The sequence below is a fragment of the Streptomyces sp. NPDC111516 genome (assembly GCF_055635345.1).
Window position 1 is genome coordinate 84,774 of the sequence record NZ_JBVKBV010000015.1, and the last position, 26,798, is coordinate 111,571.

24 protein-coding genes and 2 pseudogenes are annotated in these 26,798 nt (G+C 67.6%); 14 read left to right on the forward strand and 12 right to left on the reverse strand.

Translation table 11 applies throughout. The features are described 5' to 3' along the window. Positions 1–7 precede the first annotated feature (7 nt). Positions 8–2,053: an NPCBM/NEW2 domain-containing protein gene (locus ACZ7L9_RS25525; RefSeq protein WP_471418514.1), complete on the reverse strand. Its 2,046-nt coding sequence runs from the start codon at positions 2,051–2,053 to the stop codon at positions 8–10. A 305-nt stretch (positions 2,054–2,358) separates the two neighbouring features. Further along, a complete protein-coding gene (locus tag ACZ7L9_RS25530; protein WP_471418699.1) occupies positions 2,359–2,562 on the reverse strand; it encodes a helicase associated domain-containing protein in 204 nt (67 codons plus the stop codon). A gap of 80 nt (positions 2,563–2,642) precedes the next feature. Here ACZ7L9_RS25530 and ACZ7L9_RS25535 point away from each other — a divergent pair, with 80 nt between their 5' ends. The 4 genes from ACZ7L9_RS25535 to ACZ7L9_RS25550 all read left to right on the forward strand — a co-directional run bounded on the left by ACZ7L9_RS25535 (position 2,643) and on the right by ACZ7L9_RS25550 (position 4,795). Next, a complete protein-coding gene (locus tag ACZ7L9_RS25535) occupies positions 2,643–3,509 on the forward strand; it encodes a zinc ribbon domain-containing protein (protein ID WP_471418516.1) in 867 nt (288 codons plus the stop codon). A gap of 21 nt (positions 3,510–3,530) precedes the next feature. Beyond that, positions 3,531–4,034, forward strand: a complete 504-nt coding sequence (locus tag ACZ7L9_RS25540; RefSeq protein ID WP_471418518.1) for a hypothetical protein — start codon at positions 3,531–3,533, stop codon at positions 4,032–4,034. 2 nt (positions 4,035–4,036) lie between these two features. After that, positions 4,037–4,192 carry a hypothetical protein gene (locus ACZ7L9_RS25545; protein WP_471418520.1) on the forward strand — a complete coding sequence of 52 codons (156 nt, stop codon included), beginning with the start codon at positions 4,037–4,039 and terminating at the stop codon, positions 4,190–4,192. A gap of 330 nt (positions 4,193–4,522) precedes the next feature. Beyond that, positions 4,523–4,795 (forward strand): DUF6225 family protein, encoded by a 273-nt coding sequence (locus ACZ7L9_RS25550; protein WP_471418522.1) that lies wholly within the window; start codon positions 4,523–4,525, stop codon positions 4,793–4,795. A 324-nt stretch (positions 4,796–5,119) separates the two neighbouring features. Here ACZ7L9_RS25550 and ACZ7L9_RS25555 read toward each other — a convergent pair whose 3' ends face one another. The 4 genes from ACZ7L9_RS25555 to ACZ7L9_RS25570 form a co-directional block, all read right to left on the reverse strand. Next, complete coding sequence (locus ACZ7L9_RS25555; protein ID WP_471418525.1) at positions 5,120–5,551, reverse strand: hypothetical protein; 432 nt, start codon at positions 5,549–5,551, stop codon at positions 5,120–5,122. A 294-nt stretch (positions 5,552–5,845) separates the two neighbouring features. Then, positions 5,846–6,523: an HAD family hydrolase gene (locus ACZ7L9_RS25560; protein WP_471418526.1), complete on the reverse strand. Its 678-nt coding sequence runs from the start codon at positions 6,521–6,523 to the stop codon at positions 5,846–5,848. After that, complete coding sequence (locus tag ACZ7L9_RS25565; RefSeq protein WP_471418528.1) at positions 6,520–7,011, reverse strand: nucleotide triphosphate diphosphatase NUDT15; 492 nt, start codon at positions 7,009–7,011, stop codon at positions 6,520–6,522. The genes ACZ7L9_RS25560 and ACZ7L9_RS25565 overlap by 4 nt, the downstream gene beginning before the upstream one ends. A 52-nt stretch (positions 7,012–7,063) precedes the next feature. Next, positions 7,064–8,053 carry a TIGR00730 family Rossman fold protein gene (locus ACZ7L9_RS25570; protein WP_471418530.1) on the reverse strand — a complete coding sequence of 330 codons (990 nt, stop codon included), beginning with the start codon at positions 8,051–8,053 and terminating at the stop codon, positions 7,064–7,066. A gap of 53 nt (positions 8,054–8,106) precedes the next feature. Here ACZ7L9_RS25570 and ACZ7L9_RS25575 point away from each other — a divergent pair, with 53 nt between their 5' ends. The 7 genes and pseudogenes from ACZ7L9_RS25575 (at position 8,107) to ACZ7L9_RS25605 (ending at position 16,202) form a co-directional block, all read left to right on the forward strand. Beyond that, positions 8,107–8,718, forward strand: a complete 612-nt coding sequence (locus tag ACZ7L9_RS25575) for a TetR/AcrR family transcriptional regulator (protein ID WP_471418533.1) — start codon at positions 8,107–8,109, stop codon at positions 8,716–8,718. A gap of 144 nt (positions 8,719–8,862) precedes the next feature. Continuing rightward, positions 8,863–9,148 (forward strand): annotated as a pseudogene (locus ACZ7L9_RS25580) (recombinase family protein); the annotation flags it as partial. Positions 9,149–9,172: 24 nt separating this feature from the next. Beyond that, entirely contained in the window at positions 9,173–9,400 is a 228-nt protein-coding gene (locus ACZ7L9_RS25585; protein WP_471418693.1) for a helix-turn-helix domain-containing protein, read from the forward strand. A 506-nt stretch (positions 9,401–9,906) separates the two neighbouring features. Continuing rightward, positions 9,907–10,080 carry a hypothetical protein gene (locus tag ACZ7L9_RS25590; RefSeq protein WP_471418535.1) on the forward strand — a complete coding sequence of 58 codons (174 nt, stop codon included), beginning with the start codon at positions 9,907–9,909 and terminating at the stop codon, positions 10,078–10,080. Between the two features lie 5 nt (positions 10,081–10,085). Then, positions 10,086–10,395, forward strand: a pseudogene (locus ACZ7L9_RS25595) (integrase core domain-containing protein); the annotation flags it as partial. A 288-nt stretch (positions 10,396–10,683) separates the two neighbouring features. Then, positions 10,684–14,058: an outer membrane protein assembly factor BamB family protein gene (locus ACZ7L9_RS25600; protein ID WP_471418537.1), complete on the forward strand. Its 3,375-nt coding sequence runs from the start codon at positions 10,684–10,686 to the stop codon at positions 14,056–14,058. Positions 14,059–14,141: 83 nt separating this feature from the next. Further along, complete coding sequence (locus tag ACZ7L9_RS25605) at positions 14,142–16,202, forward strand: phosphocholine-specific phospholipase C (RefSeq protein ID WP_471418538.1); 2,061 nt, start codon at positions 14,142–14,144, stop codon at positions 16,200–16,202. Here ACZ7L9_RS25605 and ACZ7L9_RS25610 read toward each other — a convergent pair. Further along, positions 16,177–16,830, reverse strand: coding sequence for a hypothetical protein (locus ACZ7L9_RS25610; RefSeq protein ID WP_471418541.1), 654 nt, complete (start codon positions 16,828–16,830; stop codon positions 16,177–16,179). The genes ACZ7L9_RS25605 and ACZ7L9_RS25610 overlap by 26 nt on opposite strands. An 83-nt stretch (positions 16,831–16,913) precedes the next feature. On the opposite strand from ACZ7L9_RS25610, the gene ACZ7L9_RS25615 reads away from it, so the two are divergent. Then, positions 16,914–17,795, forward strand: a complete 882-nt coding sequence (locus tag ACZ7L9_RS25615) for an HIRAN domain-containing protein (RefSeq protein WP_471418543.1) — start codon at positions 16,914–16,916, stop codon at positions 17,793–17,795. Positions 17,796–18,888: 1,093 nt separating this feature from the next. On the opposite strand, the gene ACZ7L9_RS25620 is transcribed toward ACZ7L9_RS25615, so the two are convergent. Continuing rightward, positions 18,889–19,500: a nitroreductase/quinone reductase family protein gene (locus ACZ7L9_RS25620; protein ID WP_471418545.1), complete on the reverse strand. Its 612-nt coding sequence runs from the start codon at positions 19,498–19,500 to the stop codon at positions 18,889–18,891. A gap of 19 nt (positions 19,501–19,519) precedes the next feature. Here ACZ7L9_RS25620 and ACZ7L9_RS25625 point away from each other — a divergent pair, with 19 nt between their 5' ends. Beyond that, positions 19,520–20,146, forward strand: a complete 627-nt coding sequence (locus ACZ7L9_RS25625; RefSeq protein WP_471418547.1) for a TetR/AcrR family transcriptional regulator — start codon at positions 19,520–19,522, stop codon at positions 20,144–20,146. A 103-nt stretch (positions 20,147–20,249) separates the two neighbouring features. On the opposite strand, the gene ACZ7L9_RS25630 is transcribed toward ACZ7L9_RS25625, so the two are convergent. The 4 genes from ACZ7L9_RS25630 to ACZ7L9_RS25645 all read right to left on the reverse strand — a co-directional run bounded on the left by ACZ7L9_RS25630 (position 20,250) and on the right by ACZ7L9_RS25645 (position 25,015). Further along, the gene (locus ACZ7L9_RS25630; RefSeq protein ID WP_471418549.1) at positions 20,250–20,498 is read right to left on the reverse strand and encodes a hypothetical protein; all 249 of its coding nucleotides are present in this window, start codon (positions 20,496–20,498) and stop codon (positions 20,250–20,252) included. An 824-nt stretch (positions 20,499–21,322) separates the two neighbouring features. Further along, on the reverse strand, positions 21,323–21,745 hold the full coding sequence (locus ACZ7L9_RS25635; RefSeq protein WP_471418551.1) for a hypothetical protein: 423 nt from the start codon (positions 21,743–21,745) through the stop codon (positions 21,323–21,325). An 83-nt stretch (positions 21,746–21,828) separates the two neighbouring features. After that, positions 21,829–22,518 (reverse strand): hypothetical protein, encoded by a 690-nt coding sequence (locus ACZ7L9_RS25640; protein WP_471418553.1) that lies wholly within the window; start codon positions 22,516–22,518, stop codon positions 21,829–21,831. 55 nt (positions 22,519–22,573) lie between these two features. Further along, the gene (locus ACZ7L9_RS25645) at positions 22,574–25,015 is read right to left on the reverse strand and encodes a glycoside hydrolase domain-containing protein (RefSeq protein ID WP_471418555.1); all 2,442 of its coding nucleotides are present in this window, start codon (positions 25,013–25,015) and stop codon (positions 22,574–22,576) included. A 646-nt stretch (positions 25,016–25,661) separates the two neighbouring features. Between ACZ7L9_RS25645 and ACZ7L9_RS25650 the strand changes: the two genes are divergently transcribed. Further along, complete coding sequence (locus ACZ7L9_RS25650) at positions 25,662–26,684, forward strand: LysR family transcriptional regulator (protein ID WP_471418557.1); 1,023 nt, start codon at positions 25,662–25,664, stop codon at positions 26,682–26,684. Positions 26,685–26,798 lie beyond the last annotated feature (114 nt).

Consider the following 26,798-nt stretch of genomic DNA (forward strand, 5'->3'; position numbering starts at 1 on the left):
GCGCGTCTCAACAGCTGAGCTTGGCGTCCGCCCAGTCGGCGTGGTCCCAGTCGATGTTGTCCCCGCCGTCGGTGACGATCAGCCGTACGGTCTCTGCGCCGGAAACGTCTGCGGTGAGCGGCTGCGCCGGCATGGCGCCCGTGAGCACGCCGGTCGAGGCTGCCCTCTTGCCGTCCGCCCAGATCTCGAACGTCACAGTGCCCCAGCCGCGGGTCTCGTCGTCCAGCCCGACCTGCGCCGTCACTGTGGAGCAGCGCCCGCCGGTGTAGTACTCGACGGCGCTGGGCGCATGCACACCCAGGCCCTTGGAGAAGACGGTGCCGCGGATGGTGATGGGATTGCCGTCCCCGGCCCTCTCCCAACCGTTGCTGGTGTCCTTCTCGACCGGACCTTTGCCGTTCGTGCTGCTGAGGGGGCTCAGGTCGCTGAGGTACGAGGTGCCGGCCGGAGGGGGGACCACCACTTGCACCTGGGCGGGTAGCTCTGGCTGGGCGCGGACGCCCGTCGGCGAGCGGTAGGCCGCTGACAGATCGAGGTCGTAGGACCCGGCAGGAGTTCCCGGAGGCACGGTCACTGCCCAGGTCGCGGTCAGCGTGTGGCCGGTGGGCAGGACGGCCGCGGTGTTGGGGGACGTCGCCCGCACCGTCCAGCCCTCGGGCGCGCTCAGCTCCGCCGAGACGTTCCGGGCGGGCGTGCGGCCCAGGTCGGTGACGGAGGTGGTGATCTGCTTCGTGGCACCGGCCTCGACCAGCAGCCTGCCGTCGAGGCCCAGTTCCACGGCTGGCGGGTACGACGCCCAGGCGTCGTCGACGGAGACACGGACCAGGACGGTGCCGTGTGCGGGGACCGTCGCCGATATCATCCCGGCGTTGTTGTAGTCCTGGTGCTGGTGCTGCCACAGGTCGCGGACCCGGTACGCGCCCGCCTTCGGAAGGCCCGCTTCCGTCGCAGTGGTCGAGATGCGCTGCGGGCTGCCGCTCTCGTTGAACAGAGCCACCGTGCGGCTGCCGTCCGCCATCTCCTTCACCACGACCCAGCGGCCGCCCTCGGAGGAGAGCACCCGGCCCTGCTTGCCCAGCGGGTCCTGATCGACGGCGATGACCTCGCGGTTGCCCAGGATCCGGTAGGTGTCCTCGCTCGCCTTGCGCAGGTCGGTGCCGATGAACAGCGGAGCGGCCATGATCGACCACATGGAGAACTGGGTGCGGTACTCGGTGGCGGTCATGCCGCCGTTGCCGACCTCGAGCATGTCGGGGTCGTTCCAGGCACCCGGGCGGGCGTATGGAGCGAGTGGCAGGTTCTTCTTCAGCAGCGAAAGCATGATGCCCCAGCTGTCGGTGATGTCATGGGTCGTACGCCATAGATGGCCGATCTCCGACGCCCACTCCCACGGCTTGTTGTCGCCCCACTCGCAGAGGCTGTAGACGATGGGCCGACCTGTTGTGCGAGTGGCGGCCCGCAAGGCGTCGCGCATGGTGGTGTAGCGCTGCTTGGCGTCCAGACCCTGGTTGTTGCAGTTGTCGTACTTGAGGTAGTCGACTCCCCAGTCGGCAAACTGCTGTGCGTCGCTGTACTCGTGGCCGAGTGCTCCCGGGAAGCCTAGGTTGCTGCAGGTCCTGGTGCCGGCGCTGGTGTAGATCCCGAACTTCAGGCCCTTGGCGTGGACGTAGTCGGCCAAGGCCTTGACGCCGTTCGGAAAGCGCACCGGGTCGGGGACGAGCTTGCCCTGAGCGTCGCGCTGCGACAGCGCCCAGCAGTCGTCGATGTTGACGTACTCGTAGCCGGCGTCTTTGAGGCCTTTCTCGACGAAGATGTCGGCGATGTTTTTGACCATGGCCTCGTTGAAGTCGGCCCGGCAGTTGGTCGAGTTCCAGTTGTTGAAGCCCATCGGAGGGGTAAGAGCCAGCCCGTCGCCGGGCGCCGCGGCGGCCGCGGTCTCGGGAGCGGGGGTCGCTGCCGAGGCCGGTGCGGTGAGTACCGCACCGCACAGCACCGCGGTGAGCAGGGATCCAATGACTCTTCGGCGGGTGGTGCGGACAGGAAGATGGCGCATCGCTGACGGTCCTCCGTCCTCGCAGGGCGAACACGACGTCATGTACGTGGCAACTCTGAGCGTTTACGGTAGGCCTTGTTGGAGCCTGTTGGAAGAGGTCCAGTAACGGTTGGCCGACGGTGCGTCAAAACCCTTGAAGCTTCGCGTTCAGGGTGAGAGCCGAGCACTCGCGTTCGGTTGTGTTCGGTTGCACCCCTGCAGCCACCGTCCGACGCCGTCGGTCAGCCCTGGTCCCGTAACCATCTGCGGGCCCCACCCGGTTACGCCCACCCTGAGCGGCCTGGGCACCCCGCAAACGCAGGCAGTCATGCCCACTCAACCCCCAGCTCCGCGAGGGCAGCACGCTGCCCCTGAGTGAGCTTGTCGCGGCGGGCCTTGGTGTTGGAGATCCACACACCCAGCTTCACGACCACTGGCTCCGTCTCGCCGTCGACCGCGATCTCCTCACTGTGCCCCTTGCCGGCGGCTCCCTGGCCGCATCCGCGGCCCGTGACGACCAGATCGATCAAGGAGAAGATTCGTGAACACTGCGCCACACGCGACCCCCATCGGCCAGAGAGCCCGCAGCGCTTGGCCCATGCCCTTACGGATGGCTCTGGTGGTCCTCGTAGCGGCGGTCGGGTTCATCCTGGCCGGCCCGGCAACCGATGCTTCGGCGGCCCCGACCCCGCCCCCGCCTGGCCCGGCAGCCGGCTCCCCCGCGAACGAGCCCAGCCTGCTGTACAAGCTGGGCTGGTACGCATACGGCTGGGCCCACCACCCGCTGGACCGTCATGACCGGTACTACCAGGTGAAGCTGCCTGCGAAGATTTTCGTTCAGCGGATGTACAAGTGGATGGCTGAGGGCAAGACGTCCTTGTCGATCGAGAGTGACGTGCCTAACACCTTGGACGACGGCGCGACCTGGTACCGGGAGTCGCGTCAGACCGAGAAGGGCCTCAAGAAGCAGCTCACCAAGGCCGAAAAGAACATCCGGGAGCGCAAAGAGCAGGCTGCCACGGCCATGACCCGTGCCGAGCGTGCGCAGGCGAAGCAGAAGCGGCAGGCGTCGGTCAACCAGTACAACCGGGTTTCGCGCGAGCTCCGCGAACTCAAGGAAACGGCTCCCGAGATCCGTGACACGCAGGTCAAGAACCTCAACGAGCAGGCCCGCAAACTCAAGAGTAAGGTCCGTAAGCTAGAACGCATAGCGAACGACCCCCAGCAAAAGAAGGCCAAGCGCGCTGAGGCGCAGCAGCAGATCGACGACACCCGGGAAGCGCTGTCACAGGTCGAGGCCGAACGCGACCGGCTCCGCGGCGATAACGGCCCGGACGAGGCCGGCGGAGCGCGCCCGACCAAGCACGGGCCCAAGAACCCGCCCGAGGGGCCCTCAGCAGGCGGCACGAACCTGCCGAAGCGGTCCGTTGTCAGCCGCATCAAGCCGCCGAAGTTCGGATTGAAGATTCCCCGGTGAGGCCGCGGGCAAGGCACCGGAATGACCGAGATGCTCGGTGACCTGGCCGGGCAGGCCTACGCGGAAGGCCTCGACAACAAACACGAACAGCTCCTGAAGAAGGCGCTCGCGGACGACGCGCTGCGTAAGCGCATCATCGACGACTACCACCAGATCAAGGACGACGATCCGTTCGAAAACCTCATTCGTGGTTTCGACACGTCCAAGGGATTCACCCAGGGCGCCACGCGGGACATCGGCCCCAAGCTGATCGAGCATCAGAAGGTGCTCGATCACACCAAGGCCGCAGCGGAAAAGTCCAGCAAGGACCCGCTCTACCAGCGGGCGCGCAAGGAGTGCGGCGGCTACGACACCTGCGTCACCGAACGAACCCGCCAACTCCGCGAACAGGCCGCCAAGACCACACAGACCAAGGCAGACACGAAGCCCAGCAAGCAGGACCGCAAGCAGAACGCGGAGGCGAAGCAGCCCCACGAGACGGCAACGGCCGGCAAGAAGGCGACCAACCTCAGGCAGCCGGTGTAGACATGAGCGGATCACCGCGGCTCGTCAGCAGCACCCAGCTACCCAGCCGTGGGGCCCTCAGCAGCGCACAGCGGCCCCTGATCCTTAAGGCCGCGGGGCGGTGGCGCCGCCACTACGTCGAGAGCGTCGCCACCGGGCTGTGGTTCACCCTGGGCTAGCGGGTCCTGCACGTCTACGTGTGTCCCCGGGCGAGCATCCTGCTCCTGGTCCTCGTCGGCCTGGGCATCGGCTGCGTCCAGCACCGCTGGCCCGCGCCCCGGCCGGGCGGAAGCGTCCCCGCCACCTGGCCACGTCCGTAGGCGAGAGCCGACACCGCTGGCCCGACGGCTGGGCCCTCCCTGACGCGGACTGACCGCGCGGCCGCCCGGTACGGTATCCACCGGCTCGGCCTGCTTCACCCCAGCCCCCTGTACCCCGGATCAGCGCTCTGGCCCGGGGTACAGCCGTGTCTCCACCAGCAACACCGCATGGTTCGGCACTCTGTGCGCATGACCGACGTCTTTGACCACGCCCCGCAGGTATGGAACGCCGCGCAGCTCTGCGCAGCACTCAAGGACCTGCCTGACGACACCCCCATTCACATTGGTGTCGCCGAAGACCCCGGCGACTTCGGCGGGTACCGCGAATCCGTCCTTGTCGACGCCCACCACGTGGAGAACTGGTGGCCGGCCACTGGCACCACGCCTGAACGGACAGAGAAGGAGAAGGCGCTCACTCTCTTTGCCGACTGGACGCCCGGAGAGTACGACCTGCTCGACTGAACCTGCGAACCCGCGACGCCGACAGCTGAACGTGCCACACCCTGGCCCCCGCCGTGGTTGCCGGCCATGCCTTCTGCGGCTGGGTGCCGCTGCTCTGAGCAGCACCCAGTGAGGTCAAGGTCGGCCGGCAGGGACGCCGTCGATACGGGAGGTGTCAGCGACCCGGTCTGCGGCGGTCGGCGCTATGAAGCCGAGGATGTCGTCCTGGCGCGCTTCAAGCGGCAGGTGCCAGATGCCCTCGTGGTGACCGAGGAAGCGGATCGGGATGGTGACAGCCCTCGCGAGGCCAGCTGAGGTCGCGGCTGGCGCGGGTGCTGCGGTTGGTCAGCCCTTGCCCACGGGTTCGTAGGCCGCGTCGGCGGTGGCGTCTTGGTGGCCGTAGCCGGACAGCAGCAGAGTCATCGCCTCTTTGCGGATCTCGCCAGCAGTGGTCTGGGAGATGCCCAGCCGCTCCGTGATCGTAGTCAGTGGCACGGCCTCGTGGTCGATTTTGTCGACCGGCAGGTTCGGTTGTGCGGCAAGGAGCATGCGTGCCACCCGGCGTGCCGAGCGCTGACGCGGGGTGAGCCGGGCATAGTCGTCTGCGGCCTCAGCGGCAGCTTCGGCTCGTGCGGCACCCGCCCTCAGCTCAGCGGCAGCCAGGTCCATACATGCGGCCGTGTTGGCAAGACAGGCGTAGACGCGGGCGACATCGGCCAAGGCGCGGGCAGCAGCACGGTCACCCTGGGTCCAGGCGGCGAGCCCCTGGCGGGCCACGTCGCTGGCGGTTTCCGCGTCGGCGCGGGCAGGTTCGCCCGAGTGTCGGTGCCCGGCAACGTGCATTGCGGTGGTGGCCGGACATGGATGGTGTGGGATTCAGGGTCGGGGAGGAGGTGCATATCTCACCCAACGACCCCGTGCAGGAGGCGCCAGACTCCTATCTCTGACCCCAGCCGCAAGGTAGCCAGCGCCTTGTGTTCGTCAGATCGCCCGTTGCTCCGGGGCCACCGGTTCGTTGAGCCGGTCGGGTGATCCCGTGGGCTGAGGCGAGAACTGCCGGAGAACTGGTGGTCACTGACGCACCTCAAAGTGGGGGGAGGGCAGCCCGCCACGCTCGGGTGACTGCGCCCGGGCGATCCGGTAGGCCACCCGCAAATCGTCACCGTCGTACTGGTGGCGGGCGAGGTCGCGAAGGGCGCCATCGGCGTTCACGGCCACGGTGTGGCTCAGCTCCCGGAACAGGGGGATGTCCGAACCGGAGTCCCCATAGGCGATGCACGCGTCCCGGCCGAGTCCCAGCGCCGTACGGACCCGGTCCACGGCCGTGACCTTGTCCGCGGGCGTGAGAATCCCCACGGGATCGGGCGCGGTGCGAAACGGCAATGAGGGAAAGCGGGAGGCCGCCACCTCATCGACCCCGTACGTCCGCAGCCGGTTCGCGAAGAAGTCCGGGGACATGGTCACCACGATCGACCGCTCACCGCGGCGGCGGATGTCCGCGAGCACGTGCGCCAGCCCGTCGATCCAGGGCGCCCGTGCGAAGACGTCCGCCGCGAGCTCGGGGGTCAGCTCCTGCCACAGCCGGCAGACTCCCGCCGCGAAACCCCGGGTGTCGACCGTGCCGACCGCGAGGTCCGCCTCCAGCCGGAGCAGGTCGGGTAGACAGCCCAGGCGGCGTGCGATCTCCAGGCTCGCGGTGGTGCCACGCAGCAAGGTGCCGTCCATGTCGAAGACATGGAGGCGGCTCACTGTCCTTCCCCCCGAAGCACCACGGCGTCGGCCGTTGGATACACCGTCCACCCGTCGGGTACGGGCTTTGCCTGCCAGGCGGCGAGCAGCGCAGCGCTCGCGGGGAACAGCGGAACGGGGAGCTCTTCGGGCGGGGCCCATACCCAGCGGTCGAAGACCTCGGGCTCTGCGATGGCCGCTACGGCAGTCCCGTCCGCCGACCGTGCCACTACGCCTGCGGTCACCTGGGTCCGGTCCGCGTCGGTGTGGAGTGCGACGGCGGACACCCGGGCTTGAGTTACCTCCCGAATGCCGCTCTCCTCGGCGATCTCCCGAACGGCAGCGACCTCAAAGGACTCACCCGCCTCGACACGCCCACCGGGCAGGCACCAGGACGCGGTCTCTCCTCGCTTGATCCGGTGGCCGATCAGCACAGCGCCGTCGGACCGCACCAAGATGGCCCCGACACCGACGACCGGCTCACGGCCCTTCATGGATGTGCCCGTCATCGCAGCGCTTCCAGTTCCAGCAGCGCGGAGTCGGCCGCGTAATGGCCGCTGATCATCGCAAGTACGCGTGGTCGAGGCAGACCATGAGCTCCCGCACTGCGGGTGCACATCGGTCTTCGTCGGCGGCGGTGAGCCAAGCGAGTTCCGCGATCTCCGCCCCCGGAGTCGGCGTGCCCTCGGCAGGGCCGGTGTAGCAGTGCATGCGCAGCCGGACGCCGGGACGGCCGTGGGCGGGCGCCTCGACCGTGCGGACGTGGGTGAGCTGCTCAGGGGTGCAGGCCAGGCCGAGCTCCTCGCGTAGCTCCCGAGCCAAGGCTTGCGGCGGAGTCTCGCCGGGTTCGAGCTTGCCTCCGGGGAGGTAGAAGGCGTCCTTGCCGCGGGTGCGGACAGCCAGCAGGTGCTGGTCGCGGACACAGATCCAGCCCACGGAATCGAGGAGCGCATCGTCCATCCGCTCCGCGGCACTTGTTGCCGGGGTCGGCGGGGCCGACCACTTGGCCGCCGGTGGTTGCCACCGGTCCAGGGCGTCGAGCAGGACGTAAGGATCTTCGGCGCTGATCAGATCCCGGTGGACCGGGCGGATAAAGCCGTTGTCGGCAAGGTGGTCGGTAAGATCGGTCAGCGGCTGCCAGAAGCCGGGCGGACCGAGCAGGGCGACCGGCTTGGAGTGCAGTCCGAGCTGCTGCCAAGTCCACGCCTCGAACAGTTCCTCAAGGGTGCCGGCGCCGCCGGGAAGAGCAATGAACGCGTTGGCCGCCTCAGCCATGACGGCCTTGCGCTGGTGCATGTTCTCCACCACGTGCAGGCGGGTCAGACCGCGATGGGCGATTTCCTTGTCCACCAAGTCCCTCGGCATGACCCCGATGACCTCGCCACGGGCGGCGAGCGCCGCGTCGGCCAGCGCGCCCATCAGCCCGACCCGGCCGCCTCCGTAGACGATGCCGATCCCCTTGCGGGCCAGGGCGGTACCCAGCTCGGCTGCCAGAGCGGCGTGCTCGGTGCGGTGGCCGGCGGCGGATCCGGCGAAGACTGCGAAGCGCATCAGACCTCCATATGCGACGCGACGTCGCGTCGCATTGTGGCATGGTGGACGACATGACCGCATCCCGCCACAGCACCAGGTCCCAGGCGCGCCCGCCCGCGCCCACCCCTTCCCCCGCCGACACCAAGGGCCCCCGGAGCCGTGGCCAGGTACTCGACGCAACGCTCGCGCTGCTCACCCAGACCGGGTACGCACGGCTGACCGTCGAAGGCGTGGCAAGCGCCTCGGGCGTACACAAGAGCACCCTGTACCGGTGGTGGCCGGACAAGGCCGCACTGGTGGCGGACGCCCTGGCCTCCCGCATGGACACCGGTCCGCTGCCGGACACCGGCAACACCCGCGAGGACCTGACCACCTGGCTGTGCGGCACCATCGCCAACTACACCGCGACCCCCGCCGGTACGGCCATACCGGCCCTGATCGCCGACCTCACTGGCCGCCCCGGAGCCCTGGACGCATTCCGCGCGGCATTCCTCACCGAACGCCGCGCGAACTGCGCCGCGGTGATCCGCCGCGGAATCGACCGCGGCGACCTACCCGCCGACACCGACATCGACCTGTTCATGGACGCCCTGGCCGGGGCAGTCTTCTACCGCCAGCTCGTCACCGGACTGCCCATCGACGCCCAACTCCCCGGCCGCCTCGTCACCATCCTCGGTCTGTGACGAGGGCATGAGTCCGAATCATCTGGCCGAACCGCCATTGCCCTGCCATACGCGGTGAGTGCCTGTTCGGTGCCTCGCCCGAAGTGTCGCCAAACGGCTACGTGCGGGTCTCGACCGCGGACCAGAATCCCGATCATCAGATCGATGCGTTCCTGCGGCACGGTGGAGCGCAGCGACATCCACCTCGACACCGCGAGCGGCGCGAAGGCGTCCCGCCCGAAGCTCGACCTCGTACTGCAGCTGCTTCGCCCCGGCGACACGCTGAAGATCACCCGGCTGGACCGGCTCTCCCGCTCCGTCCTCCACCTGGTGACCCTCGGCTCCAAACTGCCGAGGCATCGGCCTGCACGTGATCGAGCAGGGCATCGACACCTCCACCGTCGAGGGTCGCGCCATGTTCGGCATGCTGTCGGTACTGGCCGAGCTCCAGCGCGAGCTCATCGTGGCCAACACGATGGACGGCCTGGCCGCCGCACGGGCCCGCGGCCGCAAGGGCGGCCGGCGCCCCAGTCTCACCGAGGATCAAGCTGCGCTGGCCCAGCAGCTCTACGACGCCCGGGACAAGACCGTCCAGCAGATCGCCGATCTGTTCGGCGTGCCCCGCTCCACGGTCTACGGCCACCTCGACCGCGAGAAGACCGTGCCGCGGCAGCCCAAGGGAACTGCGCCCGCGAAGCCCTGACCGCTACTTTGCGGCTAGGGCCAGAGATAGGAGTCCGGGGCCGAGAGGCCCGCGAGTTCATGGAAACTGAAGGGTCTTCAGCGCGAACCGGAGGGTCCACTGCCTTGATTCTGGGGGATGGACCCGTGGGTTCGCGTCAAGACAAGGGTCGGGTCTCGGCGGCCTGCTCCAGGAGGGCCCGTGCTGAGCGCCGGGGCGCTGCCGGGGCCCGCGCCCGTGACCGCTCGCTCCCGATGCTGCGGCCGCCACGCCCTTGCTCGGTGTGACCTCCCACCCGACATCGACCTGAGTGCCTGACCACACACGAAGCGGCCCTGCGGCCCGGACCTCAATCCGGGCGGCGGGGCCGCTTTTGTGTTTGGCGGACACCGCCTGCCGCTCAAAGTGTCCCGGCCGGGAGGCGGGAATGACGAGCTGGGGCGGCTGCGGCGGGAGAACGCCCAGCTTAAACGGGACAACGAGTAACTCGCGATGGAGCGTGATGTCCTCAAACGCTGCATGGTCCTGTGGGCGAAGTAGCTGTGGCGGACCCGGCGTCCGTTGTCGGGGCGATCGGCGACCAAAGGACCATGCACGGCATCCCGCACCGCGTCTCCTGCCGCGCCCTGGGCGTGAGCGAGTCGTGGTTCTACAAGCACCGCAGCCGCCGGCCCACGGGCCGTGAGGTCCGCCGCCAGTAGCTGGTGGAGGCGGTAACGGCGGAGAACTTGGTCAGTACAGCGCGGCAGCCTTCGCCAACGTCTGCCGCCGGCACGGCATCCGCCGCAGCATGGGCCGGGTCGGCTCCAGCTACGACAACGCCCTCGCCGAGTCGTTCTTCCAGGGCCTCAAGCGCGAGTTGCTCCACGACCTCGAAGACACAGACCCGGCTCGAGCTGTTCCGCTGGCTGTCGTACTACAACCAGCACCGTCGCCACTCCGCGCTCGGCTACCTCACACCAGCCGATTTCGAACAACAACTGACCACATCACGTACGCTGCCACTCGTCGCATGAAACCCGGTGTCCACTCCCGGGGATCAACCTCAGATGATCGGCTACACCACGAGAAGGGACACGACCGGGCTTTCTGGCCCGGTGTGTGTCACACCCGGCGTAGATGCGGCGTCATGGCAGGGCAGGCACCTGCTGGATGCAGGGCGGGCGGCGCCGCCATGGGCCCCGCATGAATTCCCACGGACCGTTCGATGAAGACCTTACGTTCCAGGACCGGAAAGTTGTCCGGCCAAGCTAGTTTCCTTGCCCATGAGATTCCTCAGCAGAGCAGCAGGGCTTGGCCTTGCGTTGCTCTTTTCCATACTGGGCTTCTGTGCGCAGCCCGCCGCGGCGCATGTGTCGCCGGAGCACGGCGAACTCGTCGTCTCCACCAAGGCCGATGTCACCAGTGGGCGGCTGATCGTCCACCATGACGTGGTGTCACCGCAGAACGCGGGCGCCTGGGCCTCGCGTCTGCTGAGCACGTCGAGCTGCCCCGCCACCGGCTCCGGCGTCGCCGGAGACGCCGGCGGCGTCCCCGGCGGCGTCGTGGTCGAGCTCGCGTGGAACTGCCACGTCGACAAGGTCGACCTGAGCGCCATGCTGAAGCAGGGCGGGATGACCCAGGTCGTCACGGAGTTTGACGGCACCACCGTCGACGCCAACGCGGCCACCCCCGTTGTCGACGCTTCGGGTGCCCACGCGCTTCCCACCTTCCCGTGGGCCGTGGTGGCGCTCGGCGTCACGCTGGCCGCCGCGCTGCTGTTCGCGGTGTGGCAGATCCGCACCGGGCGGCTCCAGCTCGCTCAGCTGGCCGCCAAGGTCGCCAGCCGCAAGCGGGTCAAGCTGGCCACCGTCGGCGCGGTGGCGCTGTCCTGCCTGGTTCCCCAGGTGGCCGCGGCGGCGCCGATGCTCGAGGACGCAGCGGCGGCCGCGAATACGGTCACCGTCACCGGCACGGTCTTTGAGGACACCAACGGCAACGGCAAGCGCGACCCGGGTGAGGCTCCGATGGCCGGGGTCGACGTCACCGACGGCTCCGTCTGGACCACGACCGGCCCCGACGGCTCGTACAGCGTGCAGATGGACCCGGCCCGCCGGGAGACGGACCTCATCAGCATCGTCTCCCCGAACGGCTACACCCCTGTCCTTCGCGACGACTACGTCCCGGAGTACTTCCACAAGGTGCCCGAGAACGGGGGCTCCGGCATCGACTTCGCCTTGGTGCCGGACAAGAACGCCGCGAACCCCACCGAAAAGTGGATCATGGACTCCGACGGCGAGGTGGCCAACGTCGGTGACGTCCATGCGTTCCAAACGCTGCCGGAGTGGACCGGCCAGGTCGAGGCGATGGGCCTGGTCGACGGCGCCACGATGACGATCGCGACCGGCGACCTGACGGTCACCGACTACGCCCCGGAGTCCCGCCGGCAGGGTGGCTACGACCTCCTGCACAAGGGCCTGGTCGACGGCAAGCTGGGCATGCCCTTCTACCCGGTGATCGGCAACCACGACTTCGGTGGCGCCGCCGACTCCAGGGGCTATGCAGGCAGTATGGAGTACTGGCGCCGGAACATGGGCCCGGAGTGGTACAGCTTCGACCGCAATGGCCGTCACATCGTCGTCCTTGAGGACAACTACGACTCCAGTGGCCTGAAGCCGCAGCTGGAGTGGCTGCGCGAGGACCTCAAGCGCCACGCCGTCGGCAAGCAGGTGCTGGTCTTCGCACACCGCTCGCTGTTCACCCAGTGGGGTCCAGGCGCCGGCATGCAGCCGACCGTCGACGAGCTGTCCAAGTACGACGTGCGGCTCTTCGCCGCGGGCCACAACCAGCAGGCCGAGTACCGCCGTGGCGCCTTCGACCGCTCGGTTGAGATCAACAACCAGGGCAAGTACGGCATCGACGGTTCCCACCCGGACTTCAAGATCCTCGACTTCAAGGGCATCTACGATGACCCGAACACGAAGGAGAACGAGGACACCGGCTATGTGATGGGCACCCACCGCCAGTTCGACGTCCGCGACGCGGTCGCGCTGGTCAGCCCCGCCCAGGGCAGTGTGCACGGCAACAGCGCCGGAATACCGATCGAGCTGTACACCGAGGACGCCGGTCGCACCCCGGCCACGGCCTCGCTGACCATCCGCGACTCGCACGGCCAGGTCCGCTGGCACAAGGAGCGGATGAAGTTCGGCGGCAAGGTCCGCAAGACCGGTATCGAGAACTGCTACACCGCCCCCGGCGGCACCCCGGAGCCCTGCCCGGCCGCCCGGACCTCCTGGACCCGGATCAGCAGCAACCTCCCCGGCATGCAGCCGGACACCTACACGGCCGAGATGACCGCGGTCGACACCCGGGGCAAGGCGTGGCCCACCGTCACCAACACCTTCACGGTGGTGCCCGAAGGCAAGATCGCCAAGCCGAAGACCGGCCAGGACTGGCTGCGTCAGGGCCGCGACGAGGCGGGTCGCTCCGCCAGCGGCGACAACCCGGGTGCCGAGCTCGACCTGCAGTGGGCGGCCAACACCGGCGAGCAGTTCAACCTCAACGGTTCGGTCGTCGCGGACGGCAAGGTGATCGTCTCCTCCCGGGCGTTCGACTCGCCGCACCACATGATGCTGGCCTACGACATCAAGTCCGGCCGCGAGATCTGGCGCACCTACCTGGACGGTGACGCCGAGTCGGCGCCGACCTACCACGACGGCAAGGTCTACCTGACCACCGCCGTCGGCCGGATCTACGCTCTGGACGCCGAGGACGGCCACGTCGTCTGGCAGAAGATCGAAAGGGAGGAGCAGCACGGCAACACCGTCCGCCGTTATGGGCGCGCTGGTGGTCCGGTCACCGTCTTCGACCTGAACGCCGAGCATCGCACGGTCGCCGTCTACCAGGACTGGGACCGGGTCCAGTGCCGTGACGCCAAGACCGGCGAACTGCTGGGCGGCTTCAACGGCGCGACGAGCTGGGGCCAGTTCCACAGCACGGCGATCCGCCAGCCCGGCTCCGACATCGCCTACCTGCACACCGGTTCCAGCAACTCGGTGGTCGCCATGGACCTTGTCGGCTGCCGACAGCTGTGGTCGACGGACACCGGAGGCGGCATCGGCAGCCACTCCTCCCCGGTCCTGACCGATCCGGCCCACGGGGACCCGCAGCTGGTGACGGTGACCGAGAGCGGTGTCCGCGGGCACGACCTCAAGACCGGCAAGGTCCTGTGGAAGACCGCTGAGTCGTACGACCCCTGGGTCTGCGAGCCCGGCATGGCTCCGCTGACGAGCCCCGCAGTCTGGGGCGACATCGCCTACATCGCGCACCGCGACGGCGTCATCCGCGCCTACGACACCAGCGCGGCCGACCCGTCCAAGCCGGTCTGGCAGACCAAGGTCGGCTACCTGCCCGGCAAGAGCCCGATGGACGACAAGTGGCGGGTCGCCCAGGGGTGCACAGAGGGCCCCGGATCGCCCACGATGCACGCCCGGGTCACCAAGGACCTGGTGTACGCGGGCACCTGGGACGGCCGCCTGCTCGTCCTGGACCGCGCCACCGGCGAGCGACTGACCGAGTACAACCTCGGCTCCGGCGTGACCTCGGCGCTCACCGTCAGCGGTGACTACGTCTTCGCCCTTACGGAAGACGGCACGATCCACGCACTGGCCGCCCGCCACCTGCGCGGTAACGACCACTGATCAACCGTCCGCGCGTTGCCTCCCCCAAAAGGGGAGGCAACGCGCGGCGCTCCACTCCGCTTCCGACAGAAAGTTGATAATCGATGTCTGTCTTTGACCGTCGGCGCTTCCTTCAGCTGAGCGGCGCCTCCGCAGCGGCTGCCGGACTCAACCTCTTCCCCCCGGCGATCAGCAAGGCCATGGCCCTGCCCGCCATCTCGCGCACCCGCTCGATCCAGGACGTCGAACACGTGGTGATCCTCATGCAGGAGAACCGTTCCTTCGACCACTACTTCGGCACCCTGCGCGGCGTGCGCGGCTTCAGCGACCCGCGCCCGGCCCTGCTGCCGAACGGCAAGTCCGTCTGGCACCAGCCGGCTGCCACCACGCACAGCTCGCACTACAAGTCGCGCGGCCTGCCGGACAGCGAGACCGAGGTGCTCCCCTGGTACCTCGACCCCAGCAGCACCACCGAGCACACGCCCGGCACGGACCACGGCTGGACCAGCGGCCACCAGGCCGTGAACCTGGGTCGCCACGACCAGTGGGTGGAGGCGAAGCAGGACGTCCTGACCATGGGCTACCTCAAGCGCCAGGACCTGCTCTACCACTTCGCCCTGGCCGAGGCGTTCACCGTCGGCGACTCCTACTTCACCTCGGTGCACGCCGACACCGCGCCCAACCGGGTCATGTTCTGGACCGGCACCCTCGATCTGCGCAATGCCTACGGCCGCAAGCCCAACGGCCCTGGCTTCGGTGAGCGCAACGACACCAACGGCTACACCTGGACCACCTACCCGGAGCGGCTGGAGGCAGCGGGGGTCAGCTGGAAGCTGTACCAGGGCGGCACCGGCGAACCCGGCAGCCCCACGGACAACTTCACCGACAACTCGCTGGAGTTCTTCGAGCGGTACCAGGTCGCCGAGGGCGCCTCCGGCCCGCTGGTGGAAAAGGGCGCCTCCAACCACACGCTCAAGGAGTTCCGCGCCGACGTCGAGCAGGGCCGGCTGCCGCAGGTGACCTGGATCGTCCCGCCGGCCAAGTACTCCGAGCACCCCAGCTCCTCGCCGACCGACGGCGCCTACTACATCAACCTCGTGCTGGAGGCGCTGACCTCCAACCCGGAGGTGTGGGGCCGCACGGTCTTCATCGTCAACTACGACGAGAACGACGGTCTTTTCGACCACGTCGTGCCGCCCATGCCGCCGGTCACCAACGTCCCCAACGGCCAGGGCATGGTCTCCCGCGACCTGGTGGCAAGCCTCGACGACGAGCTGGTGGGCAAGGAGCCGATCGGTTTTGGCCCGCGAGTGCCGCTGTTTGTCATCTCCCCCTGGTCGCGCGGCGGCTATGTCTGCTCCGAAACCTTCGACCACACCTCTGTGCTGCAGTTCCTGGAGGCGCGGTTCGGCATCCACGAGCCCTACATCAGCGACTGGCGCCGTTCCATCGCCGGTGACCTGACCTCCACCCTGGACTTCTCCGGTGCGGACCCGACCCCGGTCTCCTTCCAGGTGCCCGCGCCGATCACCGGCACGGGCAACGCCTTCCAGGTCCCGCTGCCGCAGAGCATGCCGACCCAGGAGCCCGGCACCCGGCCCGCCCGTGCGCTGCCGTACAACCTGCTGGTGAACGAAAGCGACACCCAGTCCGGCCGGTTCCAGCTCGACCTGGCCAACCGCGGAAGCGCGGGTGCCTCGCTGTACATCTACGACCGTACGCAGCCCGAGGCCGCACCGCGCACCTACACCGTTTCCGCCGGGGACACGCTCAGCGACTACTGGATGACCGGAGCCACTGGCGCCTACCACCTCTCCGCGTACGGACCCAATGGCTCCCTGTACGAGTTCGAGGGCACCGGCCAGGGCGGCCTGCGCGCCGTGATCTCGCACGACCGCAAGGAAACCGTCCAGGTCAAGATCAGCAACACCGGCTCGGAGACCCGCACCGTACGAGTCGCCGATGCCTACCGGGCCTCGAACGACGACCTCCGGCGGGTGCGCCCCGGTGCCACCATCGAGCTGACGATGCCGGTCGGCGGGGACCGGTCCCGCTGGTACGACATCTCGGTGACGGCGCAGGACGGCGCCGCCTTCCGCCGCCGCTGGGCCGAGCACCTGGAGAACGGGCGACCGAGCATCAGCGACCCCGGCCCGCGCCGGTAATCCGACTGCACCGCGGCTCATACGAGTCACGGGAGCAGTCCCGGTGAAGTGAGCCGCGCAGCCCCGCACCCAGCGTTCTGCAGGGGTGCCTGGGGCTGCGCGGCGCCACTTGTGAGTGGGCGGTGGGGTGGCAGCGGGTGGGCGTCAGCGGAATCGCGGAGTGGATGTCCTGGTAGCGGGTGCAGGACGGGCTGTGGTCGCTCTCATGGGGTGACCAAGCGGATGTTGTGATGCGGCTACTGTAGTCACCGCCCGCCTCGGCTACCGGCCCGAGACCGGCGAGGACCTCACCGCGCTCGACCTGGCCGACCCCACCGGCGAGCAACTGGCCGAGTGGGCCGAGGGACTGGACATCCAACTCCTCGCCCTGCTCGCCGAGGAAGTCGTCGACACCCCCGACCAGCATCTCCTCGAGCAGGCAGCCCAGGCGCTGCTCGGCGACACGCTGGCAGGCCACCAACTCGGCGCTCAGGAATGGTCCCTGGCCCCGCTGGCCCGCTTCTCCGCCCGCCGCGTCACCGCCATCGCCCACCGCCTGCCCGACCGACCCACACGCGCCGCGATCGTCCGCTCCGGCCTCAGCGTCCAGGGCGGCATCGACGCCCTCGCCGCCGCCGAGCAAATCCAAACTGTCCTCGACGTACGACCCGAACTGCTCACCGACAGCACTGGCCCCACCTGCAACATCTCATCCTGAGCCTCGCCGCCGACGTGCACGAAGTCCAACGCAGCGTCCGCCAGAAGAAGGTCGCCGCCCCCGCGCTCATACCCATGGCCACCGACTGGATCGCTGGCCTCCCGGCAGCCGACCTCCACCAGACGCACCACGGCAACCTACTCACCCCCGACATCACCGCGACGACCAGCGCGATCGACAAGATCATCGTCCAGGACCTCGCCTGGGTCGTCTCCGCGCTGCTACAGCTCCTCGAACTCCGGCGCGGCGTCCCCGCAGAGGGCCACCTGGCCGCGCTCCCCGCCATGATCAAATACGGGGTCGGCAGCCCCGCCGCCTTCTACGCCTCCAGCATCGGCATCCACGACCGCGCCACCGCGACCACCCTCGCCGCCAACTGCCCCTACCCGGAGCCAACCTTCCGGCAGTTCCTCGACTGGCTCAGCCAACTCACCACCGACGAAATCACCACACTCACCGACCCCGACACCGCCCGCCTCCTCATCCGCAGCACCGAACGCCGCAGCCCCCGCGCCACCCAAGCCGCGATCCTCAGCGGCAACGGGACCTTCACCTGCCCCCTGCGCGGCATCCGCCACAGCGGCAACGATGCCTACCTGGCGCAGCTGCCTGCCGGCACGCCCCTCGACGTCGTCCGCGACCCCGGCAATGATGCCGACCCGAACGCCATCCAGATCCAGCACCAGGGCGTCTCCCTCGGATGGATCGCCCGGGAGATCGCCCGCCCGCTCGCCCTCGCCCTCGACGAGGACCCCGCACCCCACATCTACGCGCAGCTCGCCATCGACGCCCGCTCGATCGCACAGCAGAACGGAGCCGACCAGCTCCACGTCCACAACGCGGTCACCCTGACCATCATGCTCCCCCTCCCCCCCGTGACCACCCTCACCGCCTGACGTGAAGCCTGCGGTCCACCAGCAAGCTTTCCAAGAGAACTGCACCGCCAGGCACCCCAAGATCCGGCTCGGTCAGACCCAGCCTGCGACCGAACCCGCGAGTTTCACGTACCTGTTCGGCACCTCGGCCTCCGCCCGCCGCATCACCGCACCAAGCCGTCAGACCCAGGTCATTCCCCCAGGCGCGGCCCAGTAGTCAAAAGCCCGCCGGCCGAAGGCGCTGATATGGAACTGGCCCTGCGGGCGCCGCGTGAGCCCGTGCGCGCGGTATGACCGCAGTGAGTTTCAAGACTTCGCCCCTGCCGCCCGCATCGTGGCTAACGCATCCTCGTCTGCTTCCGCCACGCTGCCCTGGCGGTAGGTTTCAGGATCTCCCTACACGCTGCTGGCGTCTCATCGAAATGGACTGCCTCAACAGCCGGACGAGCGGGAACAAACGTCCGGTCTCATCAATTTGCCCCGACCCGCCCTCATGGCAGGTCTTGTTCACCCAGCATTGGTCCATGGACATGGTCGACTTGGGTGCGGTCGCAGCCCTTCTCTCCGTTCCCACTGCTTTAGTCGCAGCATGGTGGACCAAGCGCAGCGCAGAAAGCGCAACGTCTGCCGCGCTCCTCGCCGGGCGTATCCAGGCCGACACGGCCATCTCGGCGGTACAGACCCAGAGCTTCCTCCATCGGGATCAGCAACGGCACATTGCACTCGGCAGCGCGTGCATGGAGTTCCTGAGCGTCTCCGATGCCCTGGTAGGTGTGGTGAAGCGACTCCCGAGCCTCGATCACGATGAACGCCAGGCGCTCGTGGCCAATCACGCTATCCCGGTAGAAACCCGTTACGCCTCACTGGAGCTTCTCGCCCCTCCTGATGTCCTTACAGCCGCAGAGTGCCTTCTCTCGCAATGCCGGCTCTTGGAGCGCTGCGCGCTCGATCGCGCGGTATTGCGCACGACGATCAGCGCCCTGGAAGCAGGCTGGTGTCCCGGCGACCCAGAAGATTGCACAGGGCCTGGCGGACCTGGCGATCGAGTGGTACGAGCAGCAGCAGGGCGCCGACCCCAACATCACCGAATCCTGAGCCGCCCCGGGCTCCGGCCTCAGTGCAGGTCGATCCGGACCGTGAGCAAATCCGTCCCCATGACGCGCACAACCGCCGCGTTCAGCGCGCGCAGGGGATGCCATCGGCTCAGGCGCCGCTGGCGCGCGTAGGGGTCGTCGTCCGGGAGGACGTGGGCGGTGCCGTCCACCCAGGCGAAGCGCCAGCCCTGACGGAGTCTGACACGCACGTCGGGGCAGTGCTGGATGTTGCGGACGTAGCCCGCCTGCGCGCCATGCTCGGCGATGATCCAGAACATCGCACCCTCGCGGCCGTTGCCGACCGGAGTGGTCCGGGGCAGCCCGCTGACCCGGCCACGGGTCTCCAGGAGCGCGTACCCGAACGGCATCAGCCCCAGCCTCAGGAGCAGGCGTATCGGCGGATTGAGGAGGTAGCGCTGCACGCGTGCCACCACCGCGCGCTTGAACCGCGCATGAGCGAGGGTCAGCGGGACATTGACCGCGAGCGCCGCACTGAGGGCCAGTGGCAGCGGGACACCGCGTGGCGCGGTGGGATCGATGAACCACCACGCCCAGACCGCACCTGTCATGGCCAGCGTTGCGGTGAGCAATCCGGCCGCCCTGCGGCCGTTCATACGAGTGTATGGTTCCATACGACTGTATGGTAGGCGCATGGGTGACATCGGACAACGGCGACAGAAGGAATTGACGGACGTCCTGCTCCGCATCACCGCGACGCGCGGGCTCGACCAGGTCAGCGTGAGGGAGGTGGCCTCTGCGGCCGGGGTGTCTATCGGCGCGGTGCAGCACCACTTCGCCACCAAGGACGACATGCTGGTCTTCGCCTTCCGGCAGGTCGTGGAGCGCACCCGCGCGCGCCTCGCGGGCCTCGACGCGCGGCACGAACCGCGCCGGACCCTGGGGAAGGCCCTGAGCGAACTGCTCCCGCTGGACGAGGCCCGGCTGGCCGAGTGCCGTGTCTACGTCGCCTTCGGGGCCCGCGCCGCCACCTCCCCGGCTCTCGCCGCCGTGCAGAAGGAGACGCTGGCTGCGATCCACGCGGAACTGCGGCAGGCGCTCGGCGCGGCGGCCGCGTCCCAGGGCGCTGGGCCCGGCGGCCCGGAGCCTGCCGAGGAGCAGCCCCTCGATACCGATCTGGAGGCGCGGCTGCTGCTCGCCGTGGTCGACGGCCTCATGTTCGACGCCGTCAGCGCGCCCGGCACCTTGCCCGCGGCCGAACTGGAGGCTGCGCTGGACGCCTACCTGGACCGACTGCTGCCCTCGGACGCCTCTACGTGAAAGGCCTGGGGCTCTCGGCCGACGTGCCGGTCAGCCCTCCTGACCGATCGCGGCCCGCACATGCACCCCGCCCCGCACGGTGACCGCCGCGCCTAACTACCGGTCAGGGCACCTGCCGCGCCGTCAGACCCTCACCGCCCGCATCATCGAAAGCGGCCATGATCCGCCGGTAGTCCGGACCGAGAACCTCCACCAGCACCCCGTCCTCACGGCGGGCTACCGTCCTGCGCGGCCCGGCCACCGGCACCGGCTCCTCCACCGGGGCCTCGGCCGCAGACCGCCCCAACGCCCCCGCCACGGCGGGCTCGTCCTGCACGGCCAGCGCCTCGAGATACTCTTCCAGGCCGATCACCCGCCGGTTCAGCAGTCTTCCGCCTCGGCGAGAGCCGCCGGCACGCGCTCGAACTCGGCCCGCAGCTCCTCCACCCGCACCAAAGCGGCCTTCTCACGGCGCTCGAGCACTGCCCGCATCGACGGCATCCGCCACCTCCACGTCACCTGAGACGAACAAGACGGCCAAAGCCTGCCTCGACAACGCAGACGCCATGCCTGACCTGCGGAAACTCGCACACCAAATTCGGAAGAGAAACCGCTACTTAGTTCAGAGAAGCCTGCATGCGCTGCCCGATGCTCTGGCCCGACCCTGCCCAGCGTGACCGGTTGGTCGAGATCCGCGACAACCTCATCGCCCGGATCGCCGAGGCGGAGTGCGAGGGGTGGCTCGGCGAAGTCGAAGGTCTGCGTGTCAGCCTTGCGGGAGCCAAGGACAAGCTCCGATCACGCCGCGCTGGAGCATCAGCTCCTCAACCTCGCGGAACGACAGAGGGAAGCGGAAGTACAGCCACACGCAGTGGGAGATCACCTCGACCGGGTACCGGTGACCCCTGTACGACGGCGGCACAGACGCCACCAGCGATCCCCTTCCCAGCATGATCAACACGGAGATCATCCCACCCGGTCAGTCAACGTGACAGTGCCCGCTCACGAGCCGCACCGAAGGTTCCGCCACGGCGTCTGCTCCGTGCAGTGCCTGATGGGTAACACCCTGGTAGGAGAGCTATACCTGGTCAGACCGTGTGCACGGCCCGCCGGACGCTGTATTGCCACCAGGAGGGGCGCGCCATGCTGGTGCCCCTCCTGGTGGCACGGGACCGGTGAGTGCCCTCGATTGCTGCGTCAGAAGCAGTTCTGCACGCCGTCGAAGCGCCGCGTCGCAGGGCCAGTCCAGGTAAACGGCGTGATGCAGAACGGGCCGCCGTATGGGCCCCAATAGAAATGTTCCATGACGCGCTGCCCCGGGTAGAGATCCCTATTGAGCGTATGTGTATTGGCGCCTCCTGGGGTGAAGATGCCGACGTTGATGATCGTGACCGGCGGACCTGCTTTCTTGTCGTACCAGACATCGATGTAGCCCCCCTCGCGCTGGCCGTGGGGCCAGCGAGCGTTGGAGCACAGCAGGCCATTGCCGAGGTCGCGGCACTTGATTCCGGCCGCACTCGCCGGCGTCGCACCCGTGGTTGCCTGGGCCACGGAGAACACCGCCACCAAGACCATCAGGACAGCGAGATGTTCTCGCCAGCCTGCGAAGACACGCAACATGCTTTCCCTTTCCTTCACTTCTCGGATACCTGTGCTCCGTACGGCCCGGCCGTACGGAGCCGACGGGTTCGCCCGCCGGGGCCTTACCCCTTACGCCGGGCATAGGCCCGCGCAGCGCCGCGGCGCTCGGGGTCGAAGGCGTCGGTGACGCCCGCGCCCACGGGCCCTGGTTCGTCGTCCCACCGGCGGATCTTGCCGGCGACGCCTCTCAGCCGGGGGTGACCGGCCTTGAGTGTGAGTTCGAAGTGGGATTCCTTGGGCTTCGTGAAGTCACCGCCCCAGGCGACGACTCCGTCGAGTTCGGCGAGGATGTCCCGGATCACGACCAGCTCGTTCGGGAACAGGTTGCCCTTCGAGCCGACCGGATACCACGCGGGGCGGATCGCCATCGCGCTGCCGGAGAGGTGGTTCGACTCGTAGTCCTCGGTCACCTCGCGGTCGCCGGACCAGCCGTGCACGTCCCCTGAGCGCAGGGAGTCGATCTCGTAGTGGAAGCGGCGGGCCACGTGCAGCAGGACCGTGGCGGCGTCGCCGCCGGCGAGCGAGACCTTCTGGCCGCTGCCCTCGATGATGTGACTGGTTGCCTCGCCCAGCACCGGCCAGCCGTTGGCCGAGGTCGACCCCGTCCACTTACGGGCACCCGCAACGGCTTGGCCGGCGTGGGTACCCGCAACGGCCTGGTCGGGCCCGGCGAGGTTGGCCAGCGCTGCAGCGGCGGCGATCCCGGCACCGGTGCCGAGAAGCCGACGCCGTGTCACTTCGGCTGAGAGCATGGCTGCTTCTTTCTCCTTCTTGTTCTTTCTTCTTCCTGCACTTTGCTCTTCTTATTCACTGGCGCTCCCGGCGAGCGGAGCGGGAGCGTGCCGACTGCAGGTACTTCTCGTGTGTCTTCCGGTAAGTGGAAATGCTGCTCTTCTCCATATCGATGCGGGCCAGCAAGGCGTCGACGAAGCCCTGCTCGAACCTGCTGAGGTTCTCGGCGCCGCCGGGAAGAAGTTCCACGTACTGATACGGGAGGACCGCACCGGCGCCTGTGATGAGGTAGAGCCGGGCAGGGGTGAGGACCTTCTCCGCCGTCATCATGGCGCCGTGTGCGGAGGTCTTGCAGGCGGCGGCGTTGCCCCACCTTTGGGTGAAGTATTCGCTGAAGCGGCGAAGACCACCCGTGCCGTTGTAGTGGTCCCGCACCGCTTCGACGATGCTCTTGCCGTTGCGCACCGCGCGGGCGAGCAGATATCCGTCGGCGTCCTCTATGAGGTCGGTGAAGGAGAAGGTCGACGCGACACCGGGAACTGCGAGCCGCTCGTGGCAGAACTGGAGCGGGTCGGCGTACCGCGCTTCGGAGTTGCGCCAGTCGGCCCAGAACGTCATCAGGTCGCCGGCCCAGCCACCGACGTCGCCTCCGTTGGCTTCCCCCTGGATCGCCGGCTGGGCCTTCAGGAGGTGCGCGTTGGCGGTGGCCATCATGTGCTCGGTACCGAGTTCGTAGCCCGTGAAGGGATCCTTGAAACTGGTCTTGATGAACATGGACTGGGACTTGCAGTAATCGACGAATCCCGAGTTGTAGCCGCCGATGAGGTACCACCAGCCGAACTCGTTGTCCCAGCTCTTGTTTCCGTACTCGTAGTGCCGAATGTACTCCATGACGAGTCGGCTTCGATCCTGAACGGACGCTCCGGGGTCGTAGTTCCCGGCCATCACGTACAGCGCGGTGATGTAGGTGATGAAGTCGTCCGCAGGGCCGGCCACGCCACCTACCGACGAGACGCCGGGGTCGATTCCGGAGACGACGTCGCGATCCAGGTCGAACACGTCGGAGCCGTTGGTGACCTTGGTCTCCTGGATCTGGTTGAAGGACCAGTTCCTGGGGATGGGAAATCCGAGATTCCCCGAGAACCCCCAGGACATGCCCGAAACGAAGGAGTACCGAGCGAAAGTCTTGTTGCTGACACTGATACAGACGTTCCGCGACCCGTACACTCCGTGCGTGTATTTCTTCCCCTGATTGGCGAGCGCAGCCTGCACCCCGTGAAAGTAGGGAATAATGGCGGATTCGATTTCTGCGGCGGTCGCATCGTAGTCGACGGCGAAGTAGATGGTGGCCCCTCGCTCGAACCCGTAAACAGAGGCGCGCGCATGAGCATTCAGCCCGTGCTGATACCCCTGGCTGTAGGTGAAGTCCGAGAGCTGACGAGCGTTGTCCTGATAAATCGGGAAAACTCTCAGGCCGCTCGCGAAGATGGTGTCCAGCTCGCCAGGCTTGATTTCCTTGTCGAGTTTGGACCCGGGAGGGTCGTAAATATAACGCCCGACGATTTCGAACTTGTTGTCCCGCAGCCACTTCGCACGGGAGCCGGTGATCTCGAACCGCGTGTCCGATCCGGTTGCCCCGCGGTTAGGGTCTCCCATGGAGACCAGCAACTGGGCCCAGGTTTCGTAAGTGCCCTTGCCGTTCACCGCCAGCCGATTGAACTCCTGGAAATAGCCGACCCACTCGACAAGCTTCGCATCGTAGCTGGACCGCCAGGTCGTTGGCACGGCTTCGCCGACCTTGTCGTACGTGGGGGAGTTGAAGACGCACGCGGCGGAGAAGAACTGAACGAAGAGCCCGGAGTCGCCCTGAACGAGAGTGTGCTTCTTCAGCCCCTCCTGGGTGGCCGGACCGAAGTTCCCGTTGGGCTCGGCAATACCCAGCTCGTACTGGATGGCTGTCATCAGAGACTTCTGCACGTCACGGGAGTAGATCCCGTCGGCGGGGCCGATGTTGTAGGCGGCCTTCTGCCAGTACCGGCCGTTGAGCCACTGCTGGATCTCCCGGACCTCCTTGGCGCCACCTGCGACTACGACGTAGGCATCCATGTTCAGGACGCTCTTGAACACCTTCGCCTGGACTGTGTTGTCGGGGAAGAGCCCCATGTTGCGTTTCAGCTCGTTGATCGAATCAGTGGTCACCGAGTCGATCTCGCCTTCCTCCGACCCTCCCCAGTACCCCTTGCAGAACAGGCCGTGCTTGAGGATCCGGACGATGTTGTCGTTCTTCTTCCACCCCACCTTGAGGTCGCCCAGTGCGGCAAGCCTCGACACGGTCGTGGGACCGAACGAGGCGGCCACTGGGCTGATACTCAATTCATGCTGCAGACCCATGGTCAGGGAGTACATGGTGGACCAGCCGGTACGGCCGTTTTCCGGACACCGCTCGTATCCCGATACGTTGCCATAGGTCGCGTTCACCCACTGCTGTGCAGTGAGGACCTTGGGGTCTGACGCCATTGGAGCACCCTTCAATTCGGTTCGTGGCAGGGCGCCGGACTAGGTGCTGGCTCCGGGTCACATCCACCAGCTCTGGTACGGCGTCGCATTGCAGGGGAAGGTCTGCAGTCCGTAGGCTTCGCTGTCATCCAGGCACGTTCCCGCGTAAACACTCTTCAGCTCGTATGTGTTGTCCGCTCAACGCCGGATGGTCCACTTCTGAAAGCTGTTGTCGAAATTGCACTCATAGGTGCTGCCTCCGTAGCCGTCCAGGCGCATCAGGGTCGCCGGCGCCGGAACCGGAGGCGGCGTAGATGACGGCTGGTACCGCCCGTTCCGGACACAGGACGCAGACCGCGACCGCGAGTTGCCGCTTCTTGTTCCCTCTCCTCAGCCTTCGCGGTAACGCAGACACACCGCTTCTCCCCCGGTTTAAATTGCTGGTCCCGACCCATCAGCGTCGCGCCGGGTGTGATCGACCTGCCAGGCAGTCACCGCGGCCTGACGTGTGGGCAGCCGGTGTCTGCGAAGTCGACGAGCCGACCCCGCATACAGGCGCCGTGGCTGCCGGAGTCACACCGCCCTTGGAGAGAAGTCTTGCGTGATGGCAGGTCCCCGCGAAAGACATTCGCGATCGGAGTTGACGCCGGATTGATAAGGTCTTCGAATGAACACGGTGGGATCGAAGGACCCAAGCATTCAGCAGTTGAGGCTCTTCCTGGTCTTGGCCCAGGAGCTGCACTTCGGACGTGCCGCCGCGCGGCTGTTCATGTCGCAGCCGGCCTTCAGCCAGCAGATCCGCACCCTGGAACGCAGGCTTGGCTTACAGCTGGTCGAGCGCACTACCCGCGCGGTCGAGCTCACTTCGTCCGGGCAGGCTCTCCTTCCCGAGGCCCGCGCCGTCGCGGACGCCATGGACGGTCTGCGCCTGGCCGCCGAGGCACGGTCCCGTGAGATTTCGGGACGGCTGGTCATTGGAACCCTCACTGCCGAGCCCGCGATGCCCCACACCCGCGCCATCCTCGATGAACTGCACACTCAACGCCCGCACCTGACCATCGAGATGCGCAGCCTCAACTTCGTCAACCAGTACGAGGCCCTCGCCCGCGGTGAAGTCGACGTGGCCTTCCTGCGCCCGCCCGTGCCTCCCGGTATCCAGGTCCAGTTCCTGGCCGAGGAGCCCCGTATCGCCGGCCTTCCAGCCGACGATCCCCTGGCCGCCCGCGACCGGCTCACACTCGATGAACTCTCCGCTCACACCATGTGCACCATGCCGCCGGAATCGCCGCAGGTGTGGCGGGACTTCTGGGCCGTCAACCCGCGCCCCAAGGGCATCCCCATCCGCTTCGGGCCGCTGGCCGTGGACATCGAGGGCGTGCTCTCCGTGATCGCCCGCGGACAAGCCATCGGGCTCCTGCCCGCTTCAGTCCGCGACTTCTACCCACGCCCTGGAATCCGGTATCGCGACGTCGTAGACATACCGCCCTGCACCATGGCCCTCACCTGGTTCTCCAAGAACCACAACCGGCCTGACATCACCCTGATACGAAACATCACTAGGACCATCCTCCAGCGCCACGCATCCACAGATGCCGCGACCGTGCAGGATCCAAGGCCCGATCGTCACGACTCAGCCCTGATCCACCGGCTTGATTCCGAAGTGGTCGTTTCGGGGGTTTCGGATCGTTGAGGTCGGTGGACGAGGTGGATGGCGTGGGGTGTCCGCTGGTCTGCCCAGCTTTTCCACATGTCCACAGGTGTCGGGCCCTCGCGGGCGGTCGGATGGGGTGCCAGGCCGTCTGTG